The 1,123-nt window shown below is 56.7% G+C and carries 1 rRNA gene; it reads right to left on the bottom strand.

The window, feature by feature from the left end:
• Nucleotides 1-95: 95 nt before the first annotated feature.
• Nucleotides 96-1,123 (bottom strand): 23S ribosomal RNA (locus tag BLS67_RS23125); the annotation flags it as partial.

The raw sequence follows: 1,123 nt of genomic DNA, 5'->3' as shown, positions 1-1,123 counted from the left end.
GGGGGTGGGGGCGGTGTGAACACACGGGTGTGTTCGTGCTTTCAGAACCGCACAGTGGACGCGAGCAAGACATGCATTACGTAAAAGGTTGTTTGTTGGTCAAGTCCTCGGCCTATTAGTACCGGTCAGCTCCACACATTGCTGTGCTTCCACCTCCGGCCTATCAACCCGCTGGTCTGGGCGGGGGCCTTAACCCACAAGGGGTGAGAGACCTCATCTTGAAGCGAGCTTCCCGCTTAGATGCTTTCAGCGGTTATCCCTGCCGAACGTAGCCAACCAGCAGTGCTCCTGGCGGAACAACTGGCACACCAGAGGTTCGTCCGTCCCGGTCCTCTCGTACTAGGGACAGCTCTTCTCAAGTCTCTTACGCGCACGGCGGATAGGGACCGAACTGTCTCACGACGTTCTAAACCCAGCTCGCGTACCGCTTTAATGGGCGAACAGCCCAACCCTTGGGACCTACTCCAGCCCCAGGATGCGACGAGCCGACATCGAGGTGCCAAACCATCCCGTCGATATGGACTCTTGGGGAAGATCAGCCTGTTATCCCCGGGGTACCTTTTATCCGTTGAGCGACACCGCTTCCACATGCCGGTGCCGGGTCACTAGTCCCAGCTTTCGCTCCTGCTCGACCCGTCGGTCTCACAGTCAAGCTCCCTTGTGCACTTGCACTCGACACCTGATTGCCAACCAGGCTGAGGGAACCTTTGGGCGCCTCCGTTACATTTTGGGAGGCAACCGCCCCAGTTAAACTACCCACCTGACACTGTCCCTGATCCGGATCACGGACCGAGGTTAGACATCCAATTCGACCAGAGTGGTATTTCAACGACGACTCCACGAACACTGGCGTGCCCGCTTCACAGTCTCCCACCTATCCTACACAAACCGAACCGAACACCAATATCAAGCTATAGTGAAGGTCCCGGGGTCTTTCCGTCCTGCCGCGCGTAACGAGCATCTTTACTCGTAGTGCAATTTCGCCGAGCCTGTGGTTGAGACAGCTGAGAAGTCGTTACGCCATTCGTGCAGGTCGGAACTTACCCGACAAGGAATTTCGCTACCTTAGGATGGTTATAGTTACCACCGCCGTTTACTGGCGCTTGAGTTCTGAGCTTCGCCC

This window comes from Klenkia soli, assembly GCF_900103975.1.
GTDB lineage: Bacteria > Actinomycetota > Actinomycetes > Mycobacteriales > Geodermatophilaceae > Klenkia > Klenkia soli.
The sequence above is the reverse complement of the archived record's forward strand: the minus strand, read 5'-3'. Positions and strand labels throughout refer to the sequence as shown.